General features: G+C 71.7%; 5 protein-coding genes. All 5 read left to right on the top strand.

Annotated elements, in window-relative coordinates; translation table 11 throughout:
* Positions 1-191: 191 nt before the first annotated feature.
* Positions 192-815 carry a Holliday junction branch migration protein RuvA gene (ruvA, locus tag L0B03_RS13245; protein WP_250446519.1) on the top strand — a complete coding sequence of 208 codons (624 nt, stop codon included), beginning with the start codon at positions 192-194 and terminating at the stop codon, positions 813-815.
* Positions 760-1,845, top strand: a complete 1,086-nt coding sequence (ruvB, locus tag L0B03_RS13240; RefSeq protein WP_284501781.1) for a Holliday junction branch migration DNA helicase RuvB — start codon at positions 760-762, stop codon at positions 1,843-1,845. Before ruvA ends, ruvB begins: the two co-directional genes overlap by 56 nt.
* A 120-nt stretch (positions 1,846-1,965) precedes the next feature.
* Positions 1,966-2,451 (top strand): preprotein translocase subunit YajC, encoded by a 486-nt coding sequence (yajC, locus tag L0B03_RS13235; RefSeq protein WP_250446515.1) that lies wholly within the window; start codon positions 1,966-1,968, stop codon positions 2,449-2,451.
* A gap of 77 nt (positions 2,452-2,528) precedes the next feature.
* Positions 2,529-4,505, top strand: a complete 1,977-nt coding sequence (secD, locus tag L0B03_RS13230) for a protein translocase subunit SecD (protein ID WP_308200057.1) — start codon at positions 2,529-2,531, stop codon at positions 4,503-4,505.
* A partial coding sequence (gene secF, locus L0B03_RS13225; RefSeq protein ID WP_250446513.1) for a protein translocase subunit SecF occupies positions 4,505-5,533 on the top strand: 1,029 nt, incomplete at its 3' end. The genes secD and secF, both read left to right, overlap by 1 nt.

The following is a 5,533-nucleotide window of genomic DNA, read 5'->3' as shown; positions in this document are numbered from 1 at the left end:
CGCCTCGAGCGCAGCGGGTGCGGTCCCCGGCGCGACGGCTGCCCAGCGGGCGTGGGCCCAGGCCGAGGCCGCGACCCGCGGTGGGTCCAGGTGACCCGTCCGTGACCAGCGCGCGGCGTGCCGTCGCTGTGCGCGACGGATGCTAGCGTGACCGCTCGTACACCTGTTCGGGTCGTCCTGAGGAGCGGAACGTGATCGCGAGCCTGCGCGGCCAGGTAGTCGGACTGCGTCTGGACGCAGCGGTGCTCGAGGTCGGGGGCGTCGGGCTGCTGGCCCACGCCACCCCGGCCACGCTAGCCGGTCTGCGCCTGGGGCACGAGGGCACCCTCGCGACCACCCTCGTGGTGCGGGAGGACTCACTCACCCTCTTCGGCTTCGCCGACGCCGACGAGCGCGACGTCTTCGAGACGTTGCAGACCGTCAGCGGTGTCGGTCCGCGGCTGGCCCTCGCGATGCTCGCGGTCCACACGCCGGATGGTCTGCGTCGTGCCGTGGCCGACGAGGACCTCGCGGCCCTCCAGCGCGTGCCGGGCATCGGACGCAAGGGCGCCCAGCGCATCGTGCTCGAGCTCGCCGACCGGCTCGGCCGTCCGGGAGACGTAGCCGAGGGCGGCTCGGGCACTCGCGCACCGCTGCAGCAGGCCGACCGGCGTGGTGAGGTCGTCGAGGCGCTGGTCGGCCTGGGGTGGAACCAGCGGGCGGCTGAGGACGCCGTCGCGACGGTCGTGCCTCCCGATGCCGGTGCTGTCGAGGCCGCTGATGTCGCGGCGGTCCTGCGCGGAGCGCTCCGGGTGCTCGGAGGTGGCCGTGGCTGAGGAGGACACCGCGACCGAGCGGGTCGTCGCCCCCGGGGCCGAGGACCTCGAACGGGCGGCTGAGGCAGCCCTGCGCCCGCGCCGGCTCGCGGAGTTCGTCGGTCAGCGGGTGGTCCGCGAGCAGCTCGAGCTCGTGCTGCACGCCGCACTCGGCCGGGGTGGGACCCCGGACCACGTGCTGCTGTCCGGTCCGCCGGGGCTCGGCAAGACCACGCTCGCGATGATCATCGGCGCGGAGCTCGGCACCTCGGTCCGGGTGACCTCGGGCCCGGCCATCCAGCACGCAGGTGACCTCGCCGCGGTGCTGTCCTCCCTCGAGGAGGGAGAGGTCCTCTTCATCGACGAGATCCACCGCCTCGCCCGCCCGGCCGAGGAGCTCCTGTACGTCGCGATGGAGGACTTCCGGGTCGACGTCGTCGTCGGCAAGGGCGCGGGGGCCAACGCCATCGGCCTCGCCCTGCCGCCCTTCACGGTGGTCGGTGCGACCACCCGGGCCGGGCTGCTCCCAGCCCCGCTGCGGGACCGGTTCGGCTTCACCGGTCACCTCGACTTCTACGACGACGCCGAGCTCGAGCAGGTGCTCGGCCGGTCGGCCGGGCTCCTCGAGGTGGACCTGCACGCCGACGCCGGGGGTGAGATCGCCAGCCGCTCACGAGGCACACCGCGCATCGCCAACCGCCTGCTGCGCCGTGTCCGTGACTGGGCGCAGGTGCGTTCTGACGGCACCCTCGACCTCGCCGCGGCGCGCAGCGCCCTCGCGGTCTACGAGGTCGACTCGCTGGGCCTGGACCGCCTCGACCGCTCGGTGCTCACCGCCCTGTGCACCCGGTTCGGCGGCGGCCCGGTCGGTCTGACCACCCTGGCCGTAGCCGTGGGAGAGGAGCCCGAGACCGTCGAGACGGTCGCCGAGCCCTTTCTCCTCCGTGAGGGCCTCATCGGCCGGACGCCTCGGGGTCGTGTCGCGACTCCACGCGCGTGGGACCACCTCGGCCTCGCACCGCCTGAGGCTGGCAGCGCTCTGTTCAGCTGATCGAGGTGCTCGAGCGCAGTCACGCCGGAACCTTGCGTGGCGCGGGGTCGTTAGGGCGGGGAGGGCCCGTCACCTAGACTGCGGGCCGTTGCACCCGACACAGGACGTGAGAAGACCCCCATGGAACTCGTCATCATCCTTGCCCTCTTCCTCGGCGCGATGTGGCTCATGACCAGCCGCAGCCGCAAGCAGCAGAAGGCCGCCGCGGACTTCCGGGCGAACCTCGCCCCGGGGCAGGAGGTCATGACCGGGTCCGGTCTCTTCGGCACGATCGTCGCGGTCGAGGACGACGTCGTCACCCTCGAGATCGGTGAGGGCATCACCACGCGCTGGCTGCGTCCTGCGATCGCCAAGCTCGTCGAGCCCCCCGTGGACGACGAGCTCGACGAGGACGAAGAGCTCGAGGACGAAGAGCTCGGCGACGATGAGCTCGGCGACGACGAGTACGAGGACGGCGAGTACGACGACGACCTCGAGGACGAGGACCTGCCCGAGGACGAGGCGTCCGTCGACCAGGTCGACCAGGACGAGACCGTGCTCGAGGTCCCGGACGACGCCTCGAGCCTGACCTCGCCCCGTGACGAGGACGACAAGCCCCTCCGCTGAGCACCCGCCGGGGCCCTGGGGCTCCGGCTTGCTGACGTCCGGTCGCGCGCCGGGCGGGAACGAGAGAAGACGAAGACGTGGCACCTGCCCGCCGTGAACGCCCAGTGCGGACCCTCGTGGTCCTCGCCGTCATGGTCAGCGCGCTGTTCGGGGGTCTCCTGGCCGGGACCCAGTGGTCCGACGCCTCGATGACCCCTGACCTCGCCCTCGACCTCGAGGGCGGAACCCAGATCATCCTGACCCCCGTCTCCGAGAACGAGGAGCGGGTCACGGAGGAGACGATCGAGCAGTCGATCGAGATCATCCGCCAGCGGGTCGACGCCTCCGGCGTGGCCGAGGCGGAGATCTCGAGCCAGGGCGGCACGAACATCGTCGTCGGCCTGCCAGGGGAGCCCACGCAGGACACCCTCGACCTGGTGCGCGAGTCCGCGCAGATGCTGTTCCGACCGGTGATCGTGGTGACCGCGCCCGGTCCCGACGAGGTCGCCGAGGACGCCGAGGGCGCCTCGGACGAGGAGGCCGCGGCGACCGACGAGTCTGCCGAGGCCTCCGAGGGCGAGTCGACGGACGGCGAAGCCACGGGGGACGAGGCCACCGAGAGCTCGCCCGACGGCGATGCGGGTGCTGAGGGCGCTGATGCCGAGGAGCCGGCCGCCGACGTGCCGGCCTCCGAGGACGAGGCCGGCACGGAAGAGGGCGCCGCCGAGCCCGTCGAGCCGACGGACCCGAGCGACTTCGCGTGGGTCACCGACGCCGTGCTCGAGGAGCTCGGCGCCCTCGACTGCACCGACCCGGCCAACCTCACCGGGGGGGCCGAGCTCGTGGGTGAGCCCGACGAGCCCGTCGTCGCGTGCGGAGCCGACGGATCGGCCAAGTACGTGCTCGGGCCGGTCGAGGTCGAGGGTCAGGACGTCGCGAGCGCGAGCTCGGGCCTGCGGGTCAACGCCCAGGGCATCCAGACCACCGAGTGGGCCACGACCATCGACTTCGACGGCGAGGGAACCCAGAAGTTCCGCGACGTGACCACGCGGCTGCTGAGCCTCGAGTCCCCGCGCAACCAGTTCGCGATGGTCCTCGACGGCCTGGTGATCTCCGCCCCGCAGGTCAACTCGATCATCATCGACGGCAACGCCGAGATCACGGGCAGCTTCACCCGTGAGTCCGCGGGAACCCTGGCCCGCCAGCTCAACTTCGGTGCGCTGCCGCTGACCTTCGTGGTGCAGTCCGAGCAGCAGATCTCTGCGACCCTGGGCGCCGAGCAGCTCCAGCGAGGCCTCCTCGCGGGGTTGGTCGGCCTGCTGCTCGTCGGGGTCTACTCGCTCTTCCAGTACCGCGCCCTCGGGCTCGTGACGATCAGCTCGCTCGTCCTCGCGGGGGTGTTCGCCTACGGTCTGATCACCTTCCTGTCCTGGGCCCAGGGTTACCGCCTGAGCCTGCCCGGTGTGGCCGGCCTCATCGTCGCGATCGGCATCACGGCCGACTCCTTCATCGTCTACTTCGAGAGGATCAGGGACGAGCTGCGTGACGGGCGCAGCCTGCGCGCGGCTGTCGACGAGGCGTGGACACGGGCGCGGCGGACCATCCTCATCTCGGACGCCGTGAGCCTCTTGGCCGCCGTGGTCCTGTACTTCCTGGCCGTGGGCGGGGTCCGAGGGTTCGCCTTCACCCTCGGCCTCACGACCCTGATCGACCTCCTCGTGGTCTTCATGTTCACCCACCCGGTGATGAAGCTGCTGGCCCGGACCCGCTTCTTCGCCGAGGGGCACCCGCTCTCGGGTCTCGACGCGAGCGCGTTGCGGGGCGGGGTCCGCTACGCGGGCCGGGGCCGCGTCACCGACCCGGCGCAGCGCGGCGGTCGAGGTGTCTCGCCCGCCGCCGGACCGGGCCTCCGCGAGGAAGAGCGGTCCGGGCGGACCCCTGCCACGGTTCCCGCGACCTCCGGCGGACCACGGATGACGATCGCTGAGCGACGCGCCGCGGAACGCCGCGCAGCCCAGGGCTCGGTCGAGCCCGAGGGTGACGCCGATCGGCGCGACGACGGGAAGGACGCCTGATGGCCACCCGCATGTCCCAGTGGGGCAACGACCTCTACACGGGGCGACGGTCGTACGAGATCGTCGGGAACAAGCGACGCTGGTTCATGCTCGCCGGGGCCGTGCTGCTGATCTCCGCGGTGCTCCTGGGCGTCCGTGGCCTGAACCCGGGCATCGAGTTCCGCGGCGGCTCGGAGTTCATGCTCTCCGGGGTGACCGACAGCGAGGAGCAGCCGGCGATCGACGCGGTCGCCTCCATCGGTGATGCCGAGACCCCGCGGGTCTCGACCGTCGGTGACGACATGGTCCGCGTCCAGACCTCACAGCTCACGGATACCGAGACCCAGCAGCTCTCGGCAGCCCTCGCCTCGGCCTACGAGCTCGAGAGCAACCAGGTCACCTCGACGTTCGTCGGCCCGATCTGGGGGCAGGACGTCACCGAGAAGGCCCTCCGCGGGCTGGTGATCTTCCTCGCCCTGGTCTCGGTGGTCATGACGGTCTACTTCCGCGACTGGCGGATGGCTGCCGCCGCGGTGCTCGCCCTGCTCCACGACCTGGTGATCACCGTCGGGCTCTACGCCGCGATCGGCTGGGAGGTGACCCCGGCCACGGTCATCGGGTTCCTCACGATCCTCGGGTACTCGCTCTACGACACCGTGGTGGTCTTCGACAAGGTTCGCGAGAACGTCGAGCACACCCTGGACCAACGCCGGTACACCTACGCGGAGATGGCCAACCTGGCCATCAACCAGACCCTCGTGCGGTCGATCAACACCTCGATCGTCGCGGTGCTCCCGGTGGGCGCGATCCTCTTCATCGGTGCCTTCCTGCTCGGGGCAGGCACGCTGAGGGACATCGCCCTGGCCCTGTTCGTCGGCATCATCGCGGGGACCTTCTCCTCGATCTTCCTTGCGACCCCGGCCCTCGTGTGGCTGCGCGAGAAGGAGCCGCGCGTCGCCGAGCACACCCGTGCGCGGCTCACCGAGCGCCGGGCCGCTGCGGGGGTCGCCGAGGGCGACGTGGCCGCAGACGCGCCCCCCGTGCACGTC

Source organism: Actinotalea sp. C106 (assembly GCF_023630195.1).
GTDB lineage: Bacteria > Actinomycetota > Actinomycetes > Actinomycetales > Cellulomonadaceae > Actinotalea.
This window is presented reverse-complemented; position numbering and strand designations above follow the sequence as displayed.

Bases quoted from the DNA above. Each gene is read 5' to 3' on its own strand.
- ruvB (WP_284501781.1), top strand. From the start codon at position 760: ATGTCGCGGCGGTCCTGCGCGGAGCGCTCCGGGTGCTCGGAGGTGGCC.
- yajC (WP_250446515.1), top strand. From the start codon at position 1,966: ATGGAACTCGTCATCATCCTTGCCCTCTTCCTCGGCGCGATGTGGCTC.